The 17,908-nt window shown below is 69.7% G+C and carries 17 protein-coding genes; 4 read left to right on the top strand and 13 right to left on the bottom strand.

Annotation, left to right across the window (positions count from 1 at the left end; translation table 11 throughout):
* Nucleotides 1–23 precede the first annotated feature (23 nt).
* From ACFWCK_RS07355 to hrcA, 10 genes are read right to left on the bottom strand one after another with little or no spacing between them, the layout of a single operon-like run.
* Nucleotides 24–413 (bottom strand): zinc-binding dehydrogenase, encoded by a 390-nt coding sequence (locus ACFWCK_RS07355; RefSeq protein ID WP_378805253.1) that lies wholly within the window; start codon nt 411–413, stop codon nt 24–26.
* Nucleotides 376–966 (bottom strand): zinc-binding alcohol dehydrogenase family protein, encoded by a 591-nt coding sequence (locus ACFWCK_RS07350; RefSeq protein WP_378805251.1) that lies wholly within the window; start codon nt 964–966, stop codon nt 376–378. The genes ACFWCK_RS07355 and ACFWCK_RS07350 overlap by 38 nt, the downstream gene beginning before the upstream one ends.
* A 1-nt stretch (nt 967) precedes the next feature.
* Nucleotides 968–1,888, bottom strand: a complete 921-nt coding sequence (gene era / locus ACFWCK_RS07345) for a GTPase Era (protein ID WP_105689606.1) — start codon at nt 1,886–1,888, stop codon at nt 968–970.
* Nucleotides 1,878–3,194, bottom strand: a complete 1,317-nt coding sequence (locus ACFWCK_RS07340; RefSeq protein WP_233309287.1) for a hemolysin family protein — start codon at nt 3,192–3,194, stop codon at nt 1,878–1,880. The genes era and ACFWCK_RS07340 overlap by 11 nt, the downstream gene beginning before the upstream one ends.
* Nucleotides 3,191–3,655: an rRNA maturation RNase YbeY gene (ybeY, locus tag ACFWCK_RS07335; RefSeq protein WP_378805250.1), complete on the bottom strand. Its 465-nt coding sequence runs from the start codon at nt 3,653–3,655 to the stop codon at nt 3,191–3,193. The genes ACFWCK_RS07340 and ybeY overlap by 4 nt, the downstream gene beginning before the upstream one ends.
* Nucleotides 3,652–4,731: a PhoH family protein gene (locus ACFWCK_RS07330; RefSeq protein WP_378805959.1), complete on the bottom strand. Its 1,080-nt coding sequence runs from the start codon at nt 4,729–4,731 to the stop codon at nt 3,652–3,654. The genes ybeY and ACFWCK_RS07330 overlap by 4 nt, the downstream gene beginning before the upstream one ends.
* Nucleotides 4,732–4,747: 16 nt before the next feature.
* Nucleotides 4,748–5,095: an HIT domain-containing protein gene (locus ACFWCK_RS07325; RefSeq protein ID WP_233309285.1), complete on the bottom strand. Its 348-nt coding sequence runs from the start codon at nt 5,093–5,095 to the stop codon at nt 4,748–4,750.
* Nucleotides 5,096–5,132: 37 nt separating this feature from the next.
* A complete protein-coding gene (locus ACFWCK_RS07320; RefSeq protein WP_378805248.1) occupies nt 5,133–5,861 on the bottom strand; it encodes a 16S rRNA (uracil(1498)-N(3))-methyltransferase in 729 nt (242 codons plus the stop codon).
* A 6-nt stretch (nt 5,862–5,867) separates the two neighbouring features.
* Nucleotides 5,868–6,974, bottom strand: a complete 1,107-nt coding sequence (gene dnaJ / locus ACFWCK_RS07315; RefSeq protein WP_233309283.1) for a molecular chaperone DnaJ — start codon at nt 6,972–6,974, stop codon at nt 5,868–5,870.
* A gap of 49 nt (nt 6,975–7,023) precedes the next feature.
* Nucleotides 7,024–8,058: a heat-inducible transcriptional repressor HrcA gene (hrcA, locus tag ACFWCK_RS07310; protein WP_233309282.1), complete on the bottom strand. Its 1,035-nt coding sequence runs from the start codon at nt 8,056–8,058 to the stop codon at nt 7,024–7,026.
* Between the two features lie 99 nt (nt 8,059–8,157).
* Between hrcA and ACFWCK_RS07305 the strand changes: the two genes are divergently transcribed.
* Entirely contained in the window at nt 8,158–9,594 is a 1,437-nt protein-coding gene (locus ACFWCK_RS07305) for a carboxylesterase/lipase family protein (RefSeq protein WP_378805247.1), read from the top strand.
* Nucleotides 9,595–9,722: 128 nt separating this feature from the next.
* On the opposite strand, the gene hemW is transcribed toward ACFWCK_RS07305, so the two are convergent.
* From hemW to lepA, 3 genes are all read right to left on the bottom strand, one after another.
* Complete coding sequence (hemW, locus tag ACFWCK_RS07300) at nt 9,723–10,958, bottom strand: radical SAM family heme chaperone HemW (RefSeq protein WP_378805245.1); 1,236 nt, start codon at nt 10,956–10,958, stop codon at nt 9,723–9,725.
* Between the two features lie 30 nt (nt 10,959–10,988).
* Nucleotides 10,989–11,639, bottom strand: a complete 651-nt coding sequence (locus ACFWCK_RS07295; RefSeq protein WP_233309279.1) for a DUF1990 family protein — start codon at nt 11,637–11,639, stop codon at nt 10,989–10,991.
* Nucleotides 11,640–11,713: 74 nt separating this feature from the next.
* Nucleotides 11,714–13,567 (bottom strand): translation elongation factor 4, encoded by a 1,854-nt coding sequence (gene lepA, locus ACFWCK_RS07290; protein ID WP_233309278.1) that lies wholly within the window; start codon nt 13,565–13,567, stop codon nt 11,714–11,716.
* 350 nt (nt 13,568–13,917) lie between these two features.
* On the opposite strand from lepA, the gene ACFWCK_RS07285 reads away from it, so the two are divergent.
* The 3 genes from ACFWCK_RS07285 to ACFWCK_RS07275 are packed head-to-tail and all read left to right on the top strand — an operon-like array spanning nt 13,918 to nt 17,874.
* Nucleotides 13,918–14,901 carry an ABC transporter permease gene (locus ACFWCK_RS07285; protein WP_378805244.1) on the top strand — a complete coding sequence of 328 codons (984 nt, stop codon included), beginning with the start codon at nt 13,918–13,920 and terminating at the stop codon, nt 14,899–14,901.
* A gap of 1 nt (nt 14,902) precedes the next feature.
* On the top strand, nt 14,903–15,823 hold the full coding sequence (locus ACFWCK_RS07280) for an ABC transporter permease (RefSeq protein ID WP_378805243.1): 921 nt from the start codon (nt 14,903–14,905) through the stop codon (nt 15,821–15,823).
* Entirely contained in the window at nt 15,820–17,874 is a 2,055-nt protein-coding gene (locus ACFWCK_RS07275) for a dipeptide ABC transporter ATP-binding protein (RefSeq protein WP_378805242.1), read from the top strand. Before ACFWCK_RS07280 ends, ACFWCK_RS07275 begins: the two co-directional genes overlap by 4 nt.
* Nucleotides 17,875–17,908 lie beyond the last annotated feature (34 nt).

The following is a 17,908-nucleotide window of genomic DNA, read 5'->3' as shown; positions in this document are numbered from 1 at the left end:
GTTCGATGCCCCGTGGGCGGCGCCTAGGGGATCAGCGCGAGCTTGCCGCCGGGGTGCCCCTCCGCGAGGAATCGCGTGGCTTCGAGGGCCTCGACGAGCGGATAGGTGCGCGCGAGCGGCACCGTCAGCCGTCCCTGGTCGGCGAGTCGGACGAGTTCCGCGCGGATCCCGTCGCGGAAGACCGCGCTGGAGGGCTGGGAACCCGCGATGGCCGCGAAGCCGTGCTCTGCGGCACGACCGGGAGCAGCGATCGTGACGATCCGCGAGCGGTCCTCGACGAGCGCGAGGGAGACGTCGACGGCCTCGTCCGTGCCGACCGCGTCCAGCGCCGCGTGCACGGCGGGGCCCGTCGCGCGGACCCGGTCCAGAAGGCCCTCACCGTAGGCCAGGGGGATGCCGCCGAACCGGCGCACGCGTTCGGCGCCGGCCGAACTCGTGGTGCCGATGACGCGGATGCCGCCCCAGTGCGGCCAACTGCAGCACCATGACGCCGACCGCGCCGGAGGCGCCGTGCAGCAGGATCGTCTCCCCCGCCTGCGCGTGCACGCGCTCGAGCATCTCCGCCGCCGTGGTGCCGGCGAGAAGCAGGTTCGCCGCCTCGGCGTGCGACAGCGGTTCGGGCTTGTGGAACGCCTTGTCCGCGGGGATCGTGAGGGCGGTCGCATAGCCGCCCTGCACTCGGAAGGCCACGACCTCGTCGCCGACCCGCGCCTCACCGGACCCGATCCGGGTGCCGGGTCCGATCGCGAGGATCTCGCCGGAGACCTCGTAGCCGATCGGCACGGGAAGCTCGACACCCGGCCTCGGCGCGGCGACGTGCTTGCGATCGGCGGGGTTCATCCCTGCCGCGCGCACGCGGATCGTCACCTCGCCCTGTCGCGGATCCGGTGCGGTGGTGTCTTCGAGCCTCCAGCCCTGCGGGCCTCCCCACTCCGCAGCGATCCACTGCTGCGCGGCGACGCCCACGTCAGAACCCCAGCCGCCCGAGCTGCTTCGGGTCGCGCTGCCATTCCTTGGCCACCTTGACGTGAAGGCCGAGGAACACCCGGGTGCCGAGCAGCTCCTCGATGCCTGCGCGAGCGGTGGCGCCGACCTCGCGGAGTCGGGCGCCCTTGCGTCCGATGATGATCGCCTTCTGGCTGTCGCGCTCGACGACGATCGAGGCGTGCACGTCGGTCAGGTCGGAGTCCTCGCGCGGCGAGATGTCGTCGACGACGACCGCGATCGAGTGCGGCAGCTCGTCGCGGACGCCCTCGAGCGCCGCTTCGCGGATCATCTCGGCGATGCGGTCCTCGGTGGACTCGTCTGTGACGATGTCGTCCTCGTACAGTGACGGCCCCTCCGGCATGAGGGAGAGCACCTCATCGGCGAGCACGTCCAGTTGCACCCGCGTGAGTGCGGAGAGCGGGATCACCGCTGCCCAATCCTCGCGCAGGGAGTCGACCTCCATGAGCCGTTCGGTGATCTCGTCGCGCTCGGCGATGTCGACCTTGGTCACGATCGCGATCTTCTTCGCCCTCGGGTAGCCGTCCAGAGACGCGGCGATGCGCTTGTCGCCCGGGCCGACCTTCTCCGTCGCCGGCACGCAGAAGCCGATCACGTCGACGTCGCCGAGCACCTGCCCGACGAGGTCGTTGAGGCGCTCGCCCAGCAGGGTGCGGGGACGGTGGATCCCCGGGGTGTCCACGATCACGAGCTGCCCGTCCGGGCGGTTCACGATGCCGCGGATGGCGCGCCGCGTCGTCTGCGGCTTCTCGCTGGTGATCGCGATCTTCTCGCCGACCAGCGCGTTGGTGAGTGTGGACTTGCCGACGTTCGGCCGACCCACGAACGTCACGAACCCGCTGCGGTGCGGGGTCGGGGTCTCGGTGTCGCGCTCATCGCTCATCGTGGTTCTCCTTGCTGGACCGCTCGGATCCGTTCTGATCCCCCGCGAGCGGCTCCTCGGCCCGCTCCACGAAGACGTGTTCGATGCCGCGGCCGCGACCCCGCGAGGCGCCGCCGGTGAGGAGAAGCCCGCGTACGACGGCCGTCGCGCCGGGCGTCGGGATGCGGCCGAGCTCCTTGCCCAGGAGCCCGCCGATGGAGTCGACATCGTCGTCCTCGAGCTCGACGCCGAACAGCTCGCCGACATCCTCGAGGCTCATCCGACCGCTCACCCGGTAGTGCCCCGGTTCGAGCTCCACGACCTCCGAACCGGGTCGGTCGTACTCGTCGGAGATCTCGCCGACGAGCTCCTCGATCAGGTCCTCCATCGTGACGAGCCCGGCGATCCCGCCGTGCTCGTCGATGACGATGCAGACGTGGACGGCCTCGCGCTTCATCTGCTGCAGCAGGGTCTCCGCACGCATCGATTCCGGCACGAACACCGCGGGGCGAGCGAGCCTGCGCACCGAGGCGGCCCGCCAGCTGCGATCGTCACGGTAGGCGAACTGCACCAGATCCTTGAGATAGAGCACCCCGACAACATCGTCCGCCTCGTCGTCGACGACTGGGATCCGCGAGACGCCCCGGCTCAGGAAGAGGTCCATCGCCTCGGACGTCGTCGCCGTCGCGTCGACGGTGACCATGTCGGTGCGGGGCACCATGACGGCCCGCACGAACTGGTCGGTGAAGTCGAACACGGAGTGGATCAGCTCGCGATCATCCGCCTCGATGAGATCGTGCGAGGCCGCCTCGTCGACCATGCTCAGCAGCTGGGTCTCGGTCGCGAACGTGCTCCGCCCGGCGCCCGGCGTGACCCGGCTGCCGAAGACGGCGAGTCCCTGCGCGATCGGGCCGAGGATGACGCGGACCGCCCGGATGGTGGGAGCGCACGCCCGCAGCATCGCGTCCGCGTGCTGCCGGCCGAAGGAGCGAGGGCTCGCTCCGACGAGGACGAAGGTGATACCGGTCATGATCACCGCGGCGGCGAGCATCGCCCACCAGATCTGGTCGTCGAACAGCAGCACCAGGGCGACGGTGACGAGCACTGCCGCCGCCGTCTCGACGAACACGCGCATGAAGGCGACCGCGTTCGCGTGGGGTTCCGGATCCGCGGCGATCCTGGCGAGGGCCGGCGCGTTGCGCCCCTCGGATCCCATCTCCTCCAGGTCGGCCCGAGAGGTCACGGACAGGGCCGCATCGATCGCGGCCATGAGCCCGCCGAAGGCGACGAGCAGGATCGCGCCGGCGAGCAGCAGGAATGGAGTCATCGACCGTGGGAGCGCTCGTCGGCGGCGAAGCCGGCGATGAGCTCGCGCTGCAGGCCGAACATCTCCTTCTCGTCCTCGGGCTCGGCGTGATCGAAGCCCAGGAGGTGCAGCAGCCCGTGCGTCGTGAGCAGGATCAACTCGTCCATGAGCGTGTGCTTGGCCGTGGCGGCCTGGGTCTCCGCGACCTGCGGGCACAGCACGATGTCGCCGAGCAGTCCCGGCGGCGTCGGGCGGTCCATCGTGCCGGGACGAAGCTCGTCCATCGGGAAGCTCAGCACGTCCGTGGGACCGGGCTCGTCCATCCACTGGACGTGCAGCGCCTCCATGGCGCCCTCGTCGACGAGGACGATCGCGACGTCGGCATCCGCGCTCACGTTGAGCTGGCCGAGGTTGCGCTCGGTGAGGCGCAGGAGCACCGTCTCGTCGATCGCGATGGCCGACTCGTTGTTGATCTCGATCATTTCAGGCCTCGTTTCGGCATGCGGTCTCGGGGTCCCGGGCGCTGCTGCCCCGCGCGGCGCTCCGCGCGGTTGGCGAACTCCGCCGCCTGCTCGCGCTCGGTGCGGGCCGCCGTGCGCTGCTCGTCGTACTCGGTGTACGCATCGACGATGCGCCCGACCAGCGAGTGGCGCACGACGTCGTCGCTCGTGAGCCGGGAGAAGTGGATGTCGTCGATGTCCTTCAGCACCCGGGTCACCACGCGGAGCCCGGACGCCCCCTGCGGCAGATCGATCTGGGTGATGTCGCCGGTGACGACCATGCGCGTGCCGAACCCGAGCCGGGTGAGGAACATCTTCATCTGCTCCGGCGTGGTGTTCTGCGCCTCGTCGAGCACCACGAACGAGTCGTTCAGCGTCCGGCCGCGCATGTACGCGAGCGGGGCGACCTCGATCGTGCCGCTCGCCATGAGCTTGGGGACGATCTCGGGATCCATCATCTCGTTCAGCGCGTCGTAGAGCGGGCGCAGATACGGATCGATCTTGTCGGTGAGCGTGCCGGGAAGGAACCCGAGCCGCTCCCCCGCCTCGACGGCGGGGCGGGTGAGGATGATCCGCTCGACCTCCTTGCGCTGCAGGGCCTGCACCGCCTTCGCCATCGCGAGATAGGTCTTGCCCGTTCCGGCGGGGCCGATGCCGAAGACGATCGTGTTCTCGTCGATCGCGTCGACGTACTCCTTCTGACCGAGTGTCTTCGGCCGGATCACCCGACCGCGCGTGGACAGGATCGCCTCCCCGAGGACCTCGCTCGGGCGGACCCCCTCGCGCTCCAGCATGCGCGCGGACTGCGCGACGTCGCTGGGAGCGAGGGCGTGCCCGGAGCGGGTCAGCTCGATGAGCTCGTCCACGAGCTTCTGGGCCGAGCGCACGGCGGCGGGCTCACCGGTGAGGGTGACCTCGTTGCCGCGCACCAGCACGTCGACCGCAGGGTGCTCCTTCTCGAGCATGCGCAGCAGCCGATCCTGGGGCCCGAGCAGCTGCACCATCGCGACCCCGTCCACCTCGATGCGGGCGGAGGTCACGGTCTGGGAGGGCGCCATGCCCTCGGCCGTGTCGTCAGAAGCCAACGAGCTTGTTCTCCTCGAGATTGCCGAGCACATGGGCGTGCACGTGGAAGACGGATTGAGCGACGCTCGCGCCGTTGTTGAAGATCAGGCGGTACTCGCCGTTCGCGTGCTCGTCGGCGATCTCCTTCGCTGCGGCCACCATCTTCGCCATGAGCCCCGGGTCGCCCGCGGCGAGCTCGGTGACGTCGCGGAACTGCTCGGACTTGGGGATCACGAGCACGTGCAACGGCGCCTGCGGGTTGATGTCGCGGATCGCGAAGACGTCCTCGGTCTCCAGCAGGATCTCGCCGGGGATCTCCCCGTTCAGGATGCGCGTGAAGATCGAGGGTTCGCTCATGGAATCAGTCTATCCTCGCCGTGCCGGCGGGCGTCTGCTACCAGCGCCCGCGCGCCACGTTCAGCACGGCGATCGCGGCGGGACCCGCGGTCGAGGTGCGCAGCACCGTGCTGCCCAGCAGCACGCGCTCCGCCCCGGCAGCGACGAGTCGCTCGATCTCCTCGGGGGCGATCCCGCCCTCCGGGCCCACGACCAGCACGATGTCGCGCTCGTCCGGGATCAGGGCGGACAGCGCCGCGGGCGCGGTCGGATCGAGGATCAGCACGCGCTGCGTCGCCGCGCGGCGGGCCAGGTCTCCGGTCGTCTCGACGGCGGCGACCTCCGGGATCCAGGCCCGGTGCGCCTGCTTCGCGGCCTCGCGCACGATGCTCGCCCAGCGCTCCCGGCCCTTCCCGGCCTTGGCGCCGTCCCACCGGGAGACGCTGCGCGTCGCCTGCCACGGGACGATCTCGTCGACACCGAGCTCGCACGCCGCCTGCACCGCGAGTTCGTCGCGATCGCCCTTGGCGAGTGCCTGTGCGAGCAGGATCCGCGGATCAGGCCTCGGTTCCTCCCGGCGCGCGAGGATGCGCACCTCGACGAGAGCGGGCGCCGCCGAGGCGACCTCGCCCTCGAGCCAGACGCCCGACCCGTCGCCGAGCGTGATCGGCTCGCCCAGCCGCACCCGGCGCACCACGGCGGCGTGCTTGGCCTCCGCACCGGTGAGGGCGACGACGGAACCCGCCGAGGCCGCCGTCGCATCGGGCGTCACGAAGTGCAGGGCCATCGCGGATCAGCCCCGGAAGCGGTCGCGCAGCTTGGAGAACAGCCCCTGATGGAACTCGGCGAGCTTCGGCGCCGGCGCCTTGGTGCGCTTGGCGAAGTCCTCGATGAGCTGGCGCTCCTTGTGGTCGAGCTTGGTCGGCGTGAGCACCTGGACGCCCACACGCAGGTCGCCGCGCTGGGTTCCGCGCAACGGCGTCACGCCGCGACCCTTGATCGTCAGCACGTCGCCCGACTGCAGGCCCTGACGGATCTCCAGGTCGACGGGCCCGTCGAGCGACTCGATGGTCGTCGTCGCTCCGAGGATCGCGTCGCTCATGGCCACTTCGAGCGTCGCGAGCAGGTCATCGCCGTCGCGGCTGAAGCGGGCGTGCGGGGACACGGTCACCTCGACGTACAGATCGCCGTTCGGTCCTCCCGCCCGGCCGACCTCGCCGGATCCGGGCAGCTGCAGGCGCAGGCCCGTCTCGACGCCGGCCGGGATGTCGAGCCCGACCGTGCGGCGCGAGCGCACCCGTCCCTGGCCGTTGCAGGTCTGGCACGGGAACGGGATCGTCGTGCCGAAGCCCTCGCAGGATCCGCAGGGCGCGGTGGTGATGACGTTGCCGAGGAGACTGCGCACCTGCTGCTGCACGTGGCCGGATCCGCCGCAGATGTCGCAGGTGACCGGCGAGGTGCCTTCCTGGCAGCAGGATCCCTGACAGGTCTCGCAGAGCACCGCCGTGTCCACCTCGATATCGCGGTGCACCCCGAACACGACGTCGCCGAGCTCGAGAGTGACACGGACCAGGGCGTCCTGCCCGCGCTCCCGGCGCGAACGAGGACGCGCCGCGCGCGCCCCTCCGCCGCCGAAGAAGGTCTCGAAGATGTCGCCGAATCCGCCGAACCCTCCGAAGCCGCCGTTGCCGTTCTGGTCGCCGCCCATGTCGTAGCGGCGTCGCGAGTCGGCGTCGCTCAGCACGTCGTACGCATGCGTGACGAGCTTGAAGCGCTCCGCCGCGTCCTCGCTGGGGTTCACGTCGGGGTGCAGCTGACGTGCGAGCCGCCGGTACGCCTTCTTGATCTCGTCCTCGCTCGCATCGCGCGAGACGCCGAGGACCTCGTAGTGATCCGTCACCATCGCCTTTCCGGGCCGCCGTCGGCGGCATGCGTGTTCGTGCGGCCGATCAGCGGCCGGTCTCATCCTCTTCGAGCAGCTGCGACAGGTAGCGGGCCACGGCCCGCGCCGCCGCGAGGTTGCTCGGATAGTCCATGCGGGTCGGCCCCATCACGCCTACGCGTGCGGTACCGCCGTGCGTCAGGTAGTCGCTCGCCACGATCGAGGCCTCGCCGAGGCCGAACGCGGCGTTCTCCGTGCCGATGCTCGCCGCGAGCCCGTGCTCGTCGACGTGCATCTCGCTCATCAGGCGCAGCAGCGTGACCTGCTCCTCGATGGCCTCGAGGAGCGGATGGATGCTGCCGCGGAAGTCGTGCTCGCGGCGGGCCAGGGTCGCCGCTCCCGCCATCACCAGCCGCTCCTGACGGAACTCCGCGAGCTCCTCGGCCACCGCCCGCAGCAGAGTGCCCCGGGCCGCGTCGATGCGGGGGCCGTACGACGTGTCCGCCGCCGCCTCCACGCGCTCGGCGCCGCGCCGCACGGAGCGTCCGGTCAGCAGCTCCGTGATGACTGCGCGGAGCACGGCGAGCTCGGCCTCGTCGAGCTCGACCGGCAGCGGCACGATGCGCTGCGACACGCCGCCGGCGTCGGTGACCAGCACGATCAGCAGCCGGCTGGGACCGAGGGCCACGAGCTCGACGTGCGTGACGTGGGCACGGGCGAAGGACGGGTACTGCGCGAGCGCGACCTGTCCGGTGAGGCGCGTCAGCACGCGCACCGTGCGCACCATGAGATCGTCGAGATCGGCGGGATCCGCGAGGAAGGCCGTGATCGCGCTGCGCTGAGCCGCCGAGAGCGGTCGCACCTGAGCGAGGTGATCGACGAAGACGCGGTAGCCCTTGTCGGTCGGCACCCGCCCCGAGGACGTGTGCGGCGCCGCGATGAGGTCCTCATCCTCGAGCTGGGCCATGTCGTTGCGGATCGTGGCCGCGGACACGCCGAACGCGTGCCGCTCCACGATCGACTTGCTGCCGACCGGCTCGTTCGTCTCCACGTAGTCCTCGACGATGGCGCGGAGCACCTGGAGTCCGCGTTCTGAGACCATCGCTCCTCCTCACCGTTGGCACTCGTGCGACCTGAGTGCCAATCCTATCCTGCCGGGCCGGGAGCGGGCCGAGGATGCGACACTCCCTAGGATGTGGCCATGAGTCAGGACGCGCGTACCAGGATCTCCTCCGGCGAGCTGATCGGCCGACGCAGCGACGGCATCGACCGCTATCTCGGCGTGCCCTATGCGGCACCGCCCTTCGGTGGACTCCGCTTCCGCCCCCCGCAGCCGCCGGAGCCGTGGTCCGCACCGCGCGACGCCGGGGAGTTCGGCCCGACGGCGCCGCAGCTGCCCTATGCCGGCGCCACCGCGGAGATCCTGGGCAGCGTCCGCATCGACGGCGACGACATCCTCACGGCGAACGTCTGGGCCCCGGCCGACGCGAGCGCGGCCCCCGTCGTGCTGTGGATCCACGGCGGCGCGCTGGAGCGCGGCACGGCGGCGCTGTCGATGTACGACGGCACGGCCTTCGCACGGGACGGCGTGGTGTTCGTCAGCGTCGGCTACCGCCTGGGATCGGAGGGCTTCTCGGTACTCGAGGATGCGCCGCGCAATCTGGGTCTGCAGGACGTCGCCGCCGCCCTGCACTGGGTGCGGGACGAGATCGCCGCGTTCGGCGGCGATCCGAGCCGGATCACGCTCATGGGCGAGTCCGCGGGCGGCGCACTCGTCGCCGCGCTGCTCTCCCGGCCGGACACCAGGGCCCTGGTGCGCGGTGGGATCCTCCAGTCGGGTCCGCTCGACGCTCAGACCCCGCAACGCGGAGGAAGAGTGACCCGCCGGCTCGCGAAGCGCCTCGGCGTCCCGGCGACGCGCGAGGGTTTCGCGTCCATCGCTCCGGACGCCCTGCTCGAGGCGAGGCGCGCCCAGTCCGCCGGGTCCTCCCCACTCGGCGGTGCCCCGGGCTTCCAGCTCGTGCAGGATCCCGATTCGCTGCCGCAGTCGCCGCATAAGGCGCTCGTCGACGGGGACGTGCCCGTGCTGATCGGCACCAACACCGACGAGTACCGCCTCTGGTTCCCGCCGAACGCGCTCGCCGCGATCCGGCCGTCGAAGCTCCTGCTCGCCCGCCTCGCTCTCCGGATACCCGCCGCGGCCGCCAGGGCGGTGCGCGCCGACCACCCCGGCGCGAGCACCGGAGAGGTGTTCGGCCAGCTCGCGACAGACCTGCTGCTGCGCGCGCCGGCCACCAGGGTCGCCCGCGCCCGCACCGCGCCGACGTTCCTGTACGAGTTCTCGTGGCCGAGCCCGGTGCGCGACCTGCGCGCCGCGCACGCCCTGGAGATCCCGTTCGTGTTCGACCGGTTGCACGACCCGGAGAGCGCCAAGATCGCCGGCGCTGCACCCCCGCAGCCGCTCGCCACCGCGATGCACGACGCCTGGGTGCGCTTCATCCGCGGCGGGGATCCCGGCTGGCCGGTCTTCGATGCGCAGCGCACGGCAGCGCTGTTCGATGGTGCGGGCGACGAGCCCGTGGTCGGCCCGCAACGGCGGACCGCCGTGGTGGACCTGCTCCCCTCACTCCGGGACTGAACGCGCTCCTGGCACCGACCGCTGGAGACTGCTGCGACGCGACGTCCGCAGGACCGTGCGACGGCGGCAGGACCCAACGACCGGATTGATCGTGCACCCGTCGCGGGATCCTGCAGCCGACGCCGGCCTCAATCGGTCAGGGCGCGCACCACGGCATCGGCGAGCAGCCGTCCGCGCAGCGTGAGCACGAGCGTGCCGCGCAATGCGGGACCGGCCTCGACGAGGCCGTCCGCGATCAGCCCTGCGACCCTGGTGCGGGCGTCGGCCGCGATCGCATCCAACGGCATGCCCTCCGCCATGCGCGAGCGCAGCAGGATCCGCTCCAGTTGCGCTGCCTCGGCGTCGGGCCGCTCGGTGCCTGCGGCCGGCGAATCCCCCACGGCCAGCCGCTGCGCATACGCCGCGGGGTGCTTCACGTTCCACCACCGCAGTCCGGTGACGTGGCTGTGCGCACCGGGCCCGAAGCCCCACCAGTCCGTGCCGCGCCAGTACGCCATGTTGTGCCGCGAGCGCTGGTCCGCGCCGCCGAGGTCCGACGGTCGACGAGCCCAGTTGCTCACCTCGTACCAGTCGAACCCGGCCTCGCCCAGTAGGGCGTCGGCGAGCTCGTACATGTCGGCCTGCAGGTCGTCGTCCAGAGCGGGCACCTCCCCGCGGCGGATCTGACGCGCGAGCTTGGTGCCGTCCTCGATGATCAGCGCATACGCGGAGATGTGATCCGGATCCAGGTCGATCGCGGTCGTCAGCGAGGAGCGCCAGTCCTCCAGCGACTCCCCCGGTGCGCCGTAGATGAGATCGACGCTGACCGCGAGCCCCGCAGCCCGGGCAGCCTCGACGGCGGTGTGCACGTTCTCCGGCCGGTGCGTGCGGTCGAGCGCCGCCAGCACGTGCGGCACCGCGGACTGCATGCCGATCGACATTCGCGTCACCCCGGCTGCCGCGAGCTCCTCGGCGACCTCGGCCGTCACCGTATCGGGGTTGGCCTCGACCGTCACCTCGGCGCCATCGGCGATGCCGAACGCACCGATGACGGCGCCGAGCATGCGGCCGAGGTCGCCCGCCGGCAGCAACGTCGGCGTGCCGCCTCCGAAGAACACAGTGCTGAGCGGACGCAGGGCACCCCGTTCGGCGAGCACGCCGCGCGCGAGGTCGATCTCCTGGATCAGCGTGTCGGCGTACGCGTCCTGACGTGCCCCGCGCAGCTCGGAAGCCGTGTAGGTGTTGAAATCGCAGTAGCCGCAGCGCACGCGGCAGAAGGGCACGTGCAGATACGCGGAGAACGGCGCATCCGGATCGATCCGCAGATCGACGGGCAGCCTGCCGTCCGAAGGGGCCGGGTCCCCGAGCGGGAGGGGGCCGGCCATCAGGCCGCCCTCCCCATCAGCACGCGCCCATCAGACGGGCGTCGCGTACAGCGGGGAGATCGCCCGCAGATACCGGGCGAACAGCTCGCGGCGGCGGCGCTTCACCAGATACGGGAAGCTGCGGTACAGGAAGCTGTTCGGGCGGTCGAAGGCGCGCACAGTGAACCACACCTCGTCGGCGTCGTTCCACTCGATGTCGAAGGACTCCTCGCCGCTCACGACGGATCCTGCGACCGTGCCCAGCACGAAGCCGATCCGGTGCGTCTGCTCGGTCACCGAGATCACGCGCAGTTCGGCGTCCGCGCGCATGCCGGACACCCGCCCGTGCAGCTTGAGCGTCATCCCGGGGCCCACCCACGGCGTGCCGTCCTCGTCGTAGCGCGGCTCGACCTCGGTGCGACTCGGAGCGATCGGGGCGCCCTCCGCATCGAAGCTGACCCCGGCGTACCCGGGGCTCGCGGCAGGGCGCACATCCGTGAGCTGGAGACCCGCCGCACGCTGTGCCGTCCAGGCCAGCAGGGCGTCACCGGCGGTGCGGAACCGCTCCTCGCCGCTGCCGAGCCGCCAGGACTCCTCGGCGGGGATGCTCCGCTCCGGCGGATACTGCATCAGGTCGGGCGCGTGGGTCGCGCCCACGGCGGCATAATCCACCGTTCCTTCTCGGAATGTCCCGCGACGCATGTCAACCACCCTACTTGCTGGTCCCGGCTCCCCACCCAGGTTCCCCCAAGGGTGGAGTGCTTCGCGCGCGGGGCCTACTTCTTGTCCTTGCCCTCGACGTCGCCGGAGAGCGCGGCGATGAACGCCTCCTGGGGGACCTCGACGCGACCGACCATCTTCATGCGCTTCTTGCCCTCCTTCTGCTTCTCGAGGAGCTTGCGCTTACGGGTGATGTCACCGCCGTAGCACTTGGCGAGCACGTCCTTGCGGATGGCGCGGATGGTCTCGCGGGCGATGATCCTGGCGCCGATCGCGGCCTGGATCGGCACCTCGAACTGCTGGCGCGGGATCAGCTTGCGCAGCCGCTCGGCCATCATCGTGCCGTAGGCGTAAGCCTTGTCGCGGTGCACGATCGAGCTGAACGCATCGACCTTGTCACCCTGCAGCAGGATGTCGACCTTGACCAGGTCCGCCTCCTGGGATCCGGCGGGTTCGTAGTCGAGGGAGGCGTACCCCTGCGTCTTCGACTTCAGCTGGTCGAAGAAGTCGAACACGATCTCGCCGAGCGGGATGTTGTAGCGCAGCTCGACGCGCTCTTCGGAGAAGTACTCCATGCCCAGCAGCGACCCGCGGCGGGACTGGCAGAGCTCCATGACGGTGCCGACGTAGTCCTTGGGCAGCAGGATCGCCGCCTTCACCATCGGCTCCGAGACGGATCCGATCCGCCCGTCCGGGTACTCGCTGGGGTTCGTGACGGTGACCGTCTCCCCCGTGTCGGAGGTGAGGACCTCGTAGATCACGCTCGGCGCGGTCGTGATGAGGTCGAGCCCGAACTCGCGGGACAGCCGTTCGGTGATGATCTCCAGGTGCAGCAGGCCGAGGAAGCCGCAGCGGAAACCGAAGCCGAGCGCGACCGAGGTCTCCGGCTCGTACTGCAGCGACGCGTCGGAGAGCTTGAGCTTGTCGAGCGCCTCGCGCAGCTCCGCGTAGTCGCTGCCGTCGATCGGGTAGATGCCGCTGAACACCATCGGCTTCGGGTCGGTGTATCCGGCCAGGGCGTCGGTCGCCGGCTTGCGTGCAGTCGTGACGGTGTCACCGACCTTCGACTGGCGCACGTCCTTCACGCCCGTGATGAGGTACCCCACCTCGCCGACGCCGAGGCCCTTGGTGGGCACCGGCTCCGGGCTCGAGACGCCGATCTCGAGCAGCTCGTGGTTGGCCCCTGTGGACATCATCTGGATCCGCTCGCGCGGCGAGAGCTTGCCGTCCACCATGCGCACGTATGTGACGACGCCGCGGTACGCGTCGTAGACGGAGTCGAAGATCATCGCCCGCGCGGGGGCGTCGGCATCGCCGACAGGCGCGGGGATCTCCTGGACGAGACGGTCGAGCAGCTCTTCGACGCCGGCACCGGTCTTGCCGGAGACCCGCAGCACGTCATCGGGGCTGCCGCCGATGAGGTCGGCGAGCTCCTTCGCGTACTTCTCCGGCTCGGCCGCCGGCAGGTCGATCTTGTTCAGCACCGGGATGATCGTGAGGTCGTTCTCGAGCGCGAGGTACAGGTTCGCGAGTGTCTGGGCCTCGATGCCCTGCGCAGCGTCGACGAGAAGGATCGCGCCCTCGCACGCGGCGAGCGAGCGCGACACCTCGTACGTGAAGTCGACGTGCCCTGGCGTGTCGATCATGTTCAGCGCGAACGTCTCGCCGTCGATCTGCCAGGGCATGCGCACCGCCTGGCTCTTGATGGTGATGCCGCGTTCGCGCTCGATGTCCATGCGGTCGAGGTACTGGGCGCGCATGTCGCGGTCGGAGACCACGCCGGTGATCTGGAGCATCCGGTCGGCCAGCGTCGACTTGCCGTGGTCGATGTGGGCGATGATGCAGAAATTGCGGATCTGCTGCGGGGGCGTGGCGGCCGGCTGCAGCGGAGTGAGGGCGCGAGGTGACATGAGGTCCTGAACGATGCGGGGTCCGGCGGGCGGATCGGGCTGTCCCGGGAGTGAACCGGGTATCCCGACGATTCTACGGGAGCGCCCGGAGCGGCCGTCCCCTGCGCCTCTCCGCCGCCGTCAACGTGCGCCGGGCGAGGCGTGCCACTTCCCCCCTCGCGTCCGGCCGGTGATAGTCTCGCGAAGTTGCCGCGTCCCGGAACCGGGTCTCAGCGGCGACAGCACTCCGTCTCGCGCTGCGCGGGGCGGAGCACCGCGTCACCGGTTTCGGGTGGTGTTGATATGGCATCGACCCAGCGCTGCGTCGGAGATCCCGCGCGGCGTCCGTGACAAGAGAGAGAACATCCATCTTGATCAAGTACCTGCTGCGCCGAACTCTCGGCTGGCTTCTCATGATCGTGGTGGCGACCAACGTCACGTACTTCCTCGCGTGGGCCTTCCTGGATCCGCGCAGCAACTACGTCGGTCGCAAGCCGCCACTGTCGCACGACCAGATCTCGCGTCTGCTCGAACCGCGCAATCTCGATGACAGCATCCCGCTCCTGAAGCGCTGGTGGACCTGGATCTCCGACATCGTGCTGCACTGGAATTGGGGTGTCAGCCCCGTCGGCCAGTCGGTGAACGACCAGATCGCATACCGCATGTGGGTCTCCGGCGAGCTGGTGCTCGGCGCGACGATCATCGCCGCGGTGCTCGGTGTCGCGGTCGGCGTCTACACCGCGTCGCGGCAGTACAAGGTCGCGGACCGGGTGTGGCAGGGCATCTCGATCGTCACGATGAACATTCCGATCATCGTCGCGGCCCTCGGCATCGTCCTGATCGCGATCAGCATCAACAACGCCGTCGGCTTCCGTCTCTTCTACGTCACCGGATCCAGCTCCGACGGTGTGAGCGGATTCTTCCCCGTCCTCATCGACAGCCTGCAGCACCTGATCCTGCCCACCGTCGCGCTCGTGTTCATCGGCTACTCCAGCTACCACTTCCTGCAGCGCTCCCTACTCCTGGACAACATCAAGGCCGACTACGTCCGCACTGCGCGCGCGAAGGGCCTGACCAAGCAGCAGGCCATCCGCAAGCACGCGCTGCGGACATCGCTGATCCCGGTGGCGACGCAGCTGGCCTTCAGCATTCCGACGGTGTTCACCGGCGCGGTGCTGACCGAGACGATCTTCGCGTGGAACGGCATGGGCCGGTACTTCATCGACACGATCAGCAAGAACGACGTGCACGGTGTGGTGGCCATCGCGGCTTTCACCGCCGTGCTCACCGCGATCGGTGCGATCCTCGCCGACATCGCCGTGGTGGTCCTCGATCCGCGAGTGAGGGTGAGCTGACATGACTTCCGCGACCATCCAGCCCCCGGTCGGGCCCGACACCACCGCTGCGCGCATCCCCCGCAAGCGCATCGGCACGTTCCGGCTCTACTACCGGCGCTTCGTGCGCAACCGCCCGGCCGTCGCCGGCGTCTTCCTCTTCTTGTTCCTCGTGCTGTTCGCCATCGTCGGACCTCTGATCGCGCAGTTCACTCCGATCTACCTCGATTTCGCGTCGTTGGGGACACCCCCCGATGGCACGCACTGGTTCGGCACGGCTGCCGACGGTGGCGACCTGTTCGCGCAGACCGCCGTCGGCCTGCAGCGCTCACTGATGATCGCGCTCACGGTCTCGATCGGCACCACGGTGATCTCCGCGATCGTCGGCACCGCCGCCGCGTACTTCGGAGGCACGACCGAGCGGATCATCCTGCTGATCATCCACTTCCTCATGGTCGTGCCGACGTTCCTGATCCTCGCCCTGGTCTCCTCGAATGCCGGAGGCGACTGGCGCGTGATCTCGGCCGCGATGATCTTCATCAGCTGGTTCTTCCCGGCGCGCGTCATCTGGACGATGGCGCTGTCGCTCCGCGAGCGCGAATACGTGCAGGCCGCACGATACATGGGCGTCCCCGGCATGAAGATCGTGCTGCGCCATCTGCTGCCCAACATCGGCTCGTTGCTGGTGATCAACTTCACCCTCGGCGTGGTCGGGGCGGTGATCACGGAAACGGGCCTGTCGTTCATCGGCTTCGGCGTGAAGATCCCCGACGTCTCGCTCGGATCCCTCATCGGAATCGGCGCGAACTCGGTGTCGAGTGCCCCATGGACGTTCTACTTCCCGGCCCTCGCGCTGACCATGCTGACGGTGTCGATGGCCCTGATCGCCGACGGCCTGCGCGACGCCCTTGATCCCACCTCGGCGGCGGGAGGCCGCGCATGACCACTCCTCTTCTCTCCGTCCGCGACCTGCACGTCAGCTTCGCATCCGAGTCCGGGCGCGTCGACGCCGTCCGGGGCGTCTCCTTCGACCTCGAGCCGGGGCGCACACTCAGCATCGTGGGCGAGTCCGGCTCCGGCAAGTCCGTCACATCGCTCGCGATCATGGGTCTTCTCGATGAGAACGCGAAGATCACCGGATCGATCATGTTCGACGGCATCGAGCTCGTCGGCAAGAGTGACAAGGAGCTGTCGACGCTGCGCGGAAACGGCATCGCGATGATCTTCCAGGATCCGCTGACCTCGCTCACCCCCGTGTTCACCGTCGGCGACCAGCTCATCGAGGCGCTCACGGTGCACCGCAGCATGTCGCACGCGGACGCCACGGCGCGCGCGATCGAGCTGCTGCGACTCGTCGGCATCCCCAGCCCGGAACGCCGCCTGAAGTCGTTCCCGCATGAGTTCTCCGGCGGGATGCGCCAGCGCGTCGTGATCGCGATCGCCATGGCGAACAACCCCAAGCTGATCATCGCCGACGAGCCCACCACGGCCCTCGACGTGACGATCCAGGCGCAGATCCTGGATCTCATCGCCACGGCACAGCGCGAGACCGGCGCCGCGGTCATCATGATCACGCACGACATGGGCGTGGTCGCGAAGACCGCCGACGACGTGCTCGTGATGTACGCCGGCAAGCCCGTGGAGCAGGCACCGGTGCGTGAGCTGTTCCACGAGACGCGGATGCCCTACTCGATCGGCCTGCTGGGCGCGATCCCGCGGGTGGACAAGGCCGAGAAGCAGCCTCTGGTGCCGATCAAGGGCAACCCACCGTTGCTGATCGGCCTCCCCGACGAGTGCCCGTTCGTGGCCCGCTGCCCGATCGCCACCGAAGCGTGCCGGACGCGCGAACCCGAGCTGCTTCCGATCGCAACGGCTGAGGGCGGCGCTCACAAGGTCGCCTGCGTTCGGGCCGGCGAGATCGAGAACGGTCGCATCGGCGGCACGCCGGTCTATCCCGTGCCCGAGGTGCCGACAAGCGCGCTCGACCGCATCCCGCGCGCCGAGCGTCCCGTCACGCTGGACGTGCGCAACATGCAAAAGACGTTCCCCCTCACCAAGGGCGCGTTCCTCAAGCGCAAGGTCGGCGAGGTGCACGCCGTCAAGGGCCTCACCTTCGACGTCCGCGAGGGCGAGACCATGGCCATCGTCGGCGAATCCGGCTGCGGCAAGACCACGACTCTGCTGCAGATCATGGATCTGGTGAAGCAGACCGACGGCGAGATCACGATCGCCGGCACCCCGGTGTCGACGCTGCACGGAGGCAAAGCGGAGCGCGCCGTCCGCCGCGACCTGCAGATCGTCTTCCAGGATCCGATGGGCGCGCTCGACCCGCGTCTGACCGTCGCAGATGTGATCGCCGAGCCACTGCGCGCGATCGGCGTCTCCCGGGCGGAGGCGGATCTCCGCGTCGACGAGCTCATGGATCTCGTCGGTCTCGACCCGGCACACGCGAGCCGATTCCCCGGCGCGTTCTCCGGTGGTCAGCGCCAGCGCATCGGCATCGCCCGCGCGCTCGCGACAAACCCGAAGATCGTCGTTCTCGACGAGCCCGTCTCGGCGCTGGACGTGTCGATCCAAGCCGGCGTGATCAACCTGCTCGACGAGCTCAAGGTCAAGCTCGGGCTCTCGTACCTCTTCGTCGCGCACGACCTGTCCGTCGTCCGGCACATCGCAGACCGGGTCGGAGTCATGTACCTCGGCGAATTCGTCGAGCACGGCGACGTTGACGAGATCTTCGACAACCCGCAGCACCCGTATACCCAGGCGCTGCTGTCAGCGATCCCGGTCCCGGACCCGGACATCGAGCGCACCCGAGAGCGCATCGTCCTTCAAGGCGATCTGCCGAGTCCGGCAGACCGCCGCGACGGCTGTTCTTTCACGTCGCGCTGCCCGCTGTACAAGATGCTCCCGGAGGACCAGCGCACCCGCTGCGAGACCGCGGCCCCCGTCCTTCACGGCACGGATTCGCACGCGAATGCCTGCCACTGGCGCTGAAGCCGGAGATCTCCGTTGACATCGGAACGGTAAC

This window comes from Microbacterium sp. NPDC060117, from assembly GCF_042729315.1.
In the GTDB taxonomy this organism is placed as follows: Bacteria; Actinomycetota; Actinomycetes; order Actinomycetales; family Microbacteriaceae; genus Microbacterium.
This window is presented reverse-complemented; position numbering and strand designations above follow the sequence as displayed.

Coding starts and splice junctions, on each gene's coding strand:
- era (WP_105689606.1), bottom strand. CDS start 1,888: ATGAGCGATGAGCGCGACACCGAGACCCCGACCCCGCACCGCAGCGGG.
- ACFWCK_RS07340 (WP_233309287.1), bottom strand. CDS start 3,194: ATGACTCCATTCCTGCTGCTCGCCGGCGCGATCCTGCTCGTCGCCTTC.
- ybeY (WP_378805250.1), bottom strand. CDS start 3,655: ATGATCGAGATCAACAACGAGTCGGCCATCGCGATCGACGAGACGGTG.
- ACFWCK_RS07330 (WP_378805959.1), bottom strand. CDS start 4,731: ATGGCGCCCTCCCAGACCGTGACCTCCGCCCGCATCGAGGTGGACGGG.
- ACFWCK_RS07325 (WP_233309285.1), bottom strand. CDS start 5,095: ATGAGCGAACCCTCGATCTTCACGCGCATCCTGAACGGGGAGATCCCC.
- ACFWCK_RS07320 (WP_378805248.1), bottom strand. CDS start 5,861: ATGGCCCTGCACTTCGTGACGCCCGATGCGACGGCGGCCTCGGCGGGT.
- hrcA (WP_233309282.1), bottom strand. CDS start 8,058: ATGGTCTCAGAACGCGGACTCCAGGTGCTCCGCGCCATCGTCGAGGAC.
- ACFWCK_RS07305 (WP_378805247.1), top strand. CDS start 8,158: ATGAGTCAGGACGCGCGTACCAGGATCTCCTCCGGCGAGCTGATCGGC.
- hemW (WP_378805245.1), bottom strand. CDS start 10,958: ATGGCCGGCCCCCTCCCGCTCGGGGACCCGGCCCCTTCGGACGGCAGG.
- ACFWCK_RS07295 (WP_233309279.1), bottom strand. CDS start 11,639: ATGCGTCGCGGGACATTCCGAGAAGGAACGGTGGATTATGCCGCCGTG.
- lepA (WP_233309278.1), bottom strand. CDS start 13,567: ATGTCACCTCGCGCCCTCACTCCGCTGCAGCCGGCCGCCACGCCCCCG.
- ACFWCK_RS07280 (WP_378805243.1), top strand. CDS start 14,903: ATGACTTCCGCGACCATCCAGCCCCCGGTCGGGCCCGACACCACCGCT.
- ACFWCK_RS07275 (WP_378805242.1), top strand. CDS start 15,820: ATGACCACTCCTCTTCTCTCCGTCCGCGACCTGCACGTCAGCTTCGCA.